3 protein-coding genes are annotated in these 2,725 nt (G+C 73.6%); all 3 read right to left on the bottom strand.

Going from position 1 to position 2,725, the window contains the following annotated elements:
* Window positions 1-172 precede the first annotated feature (172 nt).
* The 3 genes from ACFXPL_RS37050 to ACFXPL_RS37040 all read right to left on the bottom strand — a co-directional run bounded on the left by ACFXPL_RS37050 (window position 173) and on the right by ACFXPL_RS37040 (window position 2,296).
* On the bottom strand, window positions 173-568 hold the full coding sequence (locus ACFXPL_RS37050; RefSeq protein WP_384927577.1) for a DUF3040 domain-containing protein: 396 nt from the start codon (window positions 566-568) through the stop codon (window positions 173-175).
* Between the two features lie 308 nt (window positions 569-876).
* Window positions 877-1,662: a methyltransferase gene (locus ACFXPL_RS37045; protein WP_384927576.1), complete on the bottom strand. Its 786-nt coding sequence runs from the start codon at window positions 1,660-1,662 to the stop codon at window positions 877-879.
* A gap of 94 nt (window positions 1,663-1,756) precedes the next feature.
* Window positions 1,757-2,296 (bottom strand): SAV_6107 family HEPN domain-containing protein, encoded by a 540-nt coding sequence (locus ACFXPL_RS37040; RefSeq protein ID WP_384927575.1) that lies wholly within the window; start codon window positions 2,294-2,296, stop codon window positions 1,757-1,759.
* Between the last annotated feature and the right edge of the window lie 429 nt (window positions 2,297-2,725).

The following is a 2,725-nucleotide window of genomic DNA, read 5'->3' as shown; positions in this document are numbered from 1 at the left end:
TCTGGGGGGTTGGTTTTTGTTTAAAAGAGCCCGCGGGGGGCTGCGCGGGGACGGGGCGGGGGGGGGCGCGGGGGCGGCACTGGGGGGCGGGGCGGACGATCCACCCGCCCCCCCCTCAGCCATGCTGTCCGGGCCTTGCCGTCGCTCGGTGAAGCGGATGACAAGGCTGGTGCTACTGCCCCTGTTCGTCGCGGCGGCGCTGCCACCGCTGCTCGATCCGGTTCATCATGGAGCGTCGCTGTCTCGATGGGCGCCGGTCGGCGGATGCGCCGCCCGCCGCCTGCTGCTCACCTGGTTTGGGCGCTTTGCGCCAGCCGGTGACCGCCAGGACCGCACAGCCCAGCATGACGAGGAACCCCACCACGCTGATCCAGATCTGCTGGGCGACCATTCCGGCCATGAGGAGCGCGATACCCACCAGGAAGCCTGCGACTGCCTGGTAGACCCGTCGCCGGGTGTACGTACGCAGCCCGCTTCCCTCAAGCGCTGTCGCGAACTTGGGATCTTCGGCGTACAGCGCTCGCTCCATTTGCTCGAGCATTCGCTGCTCGTGCTCCGAGAGCGGCACGGAGTCCTCCTAGTCGTCGGTCGCGGGGGGCGACCGGTATGCGGCTCCTTCAAGGATAGGCAGGGAATCGCCCCCGTGAAACCCGCCCTCAACGCCAAATCGCCATTCCGGACCGCCATGTCGGCTCGGTCGCTGAGGCGTTGATTCCCCAACCATCGATCCGTCATGCCGGATGGTGTACCCCGATCATACGGCGCCCGGCGCCCCACTGGGGGGCCTGTGGCGCACTCCATGCGGAGCTGCGTCGCTGATCAGGCACGTACGGGGCGTTCCGGACGGTTCACCGGGGGTTCCCAGGGCGTTGGTGATCAGCTTCTTTTCTCTCCCAGGACGTGGAGCTGACTGGCCACGGAGTGGAATGCCGACAGCTCGGCGGCGGCGGCCTCCAGTTTCAGCAGGGCGTCCAGGGCCCCCGGCTGGGTGTCCACGAGGCCGCCGGGCACAAGATCCGCGAAGACCCGGACGCCGTGGACCGCGCCGATCCGCAGACCGGCCCCGGCGACCAGCTCCGTGAGCTGCTCGGCGGTGAAGCGGCGGGGCACCGGATCGCCCTCGCCCCAGCGGCCCGCCGGGTCGGTGAGCGCCTGCCGGGCCTCCTTGAAGTGCCCGGCGAGCGCCCTGGCCAGCACGGCGCCGCCCAGCCCCGCGGCGAGCAGGCTCAGCTCGCCCTCGGGGCGCAGGGCCTCGACCGCGTTCCTTACGCCCTCGGCGGGATCGTCCACGTACTCCAGGACGCCGTGGCAGAGCACCGCGTCGAAGCCGCCGCGTCCGACCACGTCGAAGAGGCCGTGGATGTCACCCTGCACCCCGTGGACACGCTCGGCGACCCCGGCCTCCGCGGCCCTGCGCTCCAGGGCGAAGAGCGCGTTCGGGCTGGGGTCGACCACGGTCACCCGATGCCCCAGACGGGCGACGGGCACCGCGAAATTGCCCGTTCCCCCTCCGGTGTCGAGGACGTCCAGGGCGTCCGTGCCCGCCGTCCCGGCCCGGCGGTCGAGGGCGTCCTTGAGGACTTCCCAGACCACGGCGGTACGGAGGGAGCCGCGGGGGCGCGATGGCGTCTCCCCACCGATGACAGGGGAAGGGTCCGACACGGCAGTTGACTCCTCGGCGCGGTGCCGCCCCTGGCGGCGGGGCGTGGAACAGGACAGACTGCGCCCACCCTATTGCCTCGGCCGTCCTGCCTGGTCACCCAGCGGCACCGCCCGGTCGTGGCTGTTCCTCGCGGGGCTGGGGCAGTACCGGTTCGAGCACGAGCAGGCGCTCCACCAGGCGCAGGAACATCGCGGCGGCCCGGAGCAGGTCGTCGGCGTCGCGGCCACCGGCCGCGCCCTGCATGCCGGCCTCGGCACGCGCCCTGCGGGTGGCTCCCGAGGCGAAGAGCCCGCCCCACTCGGACAGCTCGGGCGCGATCTCGGGAAGGACCTCCCAGACGCTCCTGATCCGCCGGCGGCGCCGCGGGGTGGTCTCGGGCCGGCCACGGGCCGCGAGGACCGCGGCGGCGGTGCGCAGTGCGGCGAGGTGGGCCGTGGCGTAGCGCTCGTTCGGAGTGTCCAGGGTGGCGGCCTCGTCCAGTCCGCCGCGCGCCTGCGCGAGCAGATCGAGCGCGGCGGGCGGCGCGGTGGCCCGGCGCGGGACGGGGTGGACGTCGCTCGGCGGTCCGGTCGGTGAAGGTGCAGGGCCGTCGGTACGGCGCCGGTGTGCGGCACGTGCGTAGGAACTGGCCATGACGAACCTCCTGTCGTCGTGTGACGGCTTCGTGGCCGTATGTGTCCATCCTGGCGGGCACCACTGACAATCGGCCTGACCTGCGGGTTCGCGGTGATTGGCGGAAATGTCCGGACGGGGGTCGTTCCAGCCGGAGTGTTCGCCCGACGAGGTGCGCGCGGCGCTCTCGCGGCTGCCGCACGGGCGCGTCGCCAGGCACTGAGGCGGGCGCCCGTGAGAGGACGGGGCCACGAAGGCGGTGGGCGAGAGGACGGGGCCACGAAAGGACGCCGGTCCGGTGCGGCTCATCCCCCATGAGCCGCACCGGACCGGCGCGTTGCGCCGGGGGGCCCCGGCGGGGCGGGCGCCGGCGGACCCGGCGGGGGCGCGCGCGCGGGGGCGCCCCGGCCCGGCGGGGCGGGAGCCGCCGGCGGGCGGGGGGGCGGCCGG

It is taken from the genome of Streptomyces sp. NPDC059092 (assembly GCF_042756365.1).
Classification (GTDB): Bacteria; Actinomycetota; Actinomycetes; order Streptomycetales; family Streptomycetaceae; genus Streptomyces.
Note: the sequence above shows the minus strand (reverse complement) of the source record. Positions and strands in the feature narration are given on the sequence as shown.

Bases quoted from the DNA above. Each gene is read 5' to 3' on its own strand.
- ACFXPL_RS37040 (WP_384927575.1), bottom strand. From the start codon at position 2,296: ATGGCCAGTTCCTACGCACGTGCCGCACACCGGCGCCGTACCGACGGC.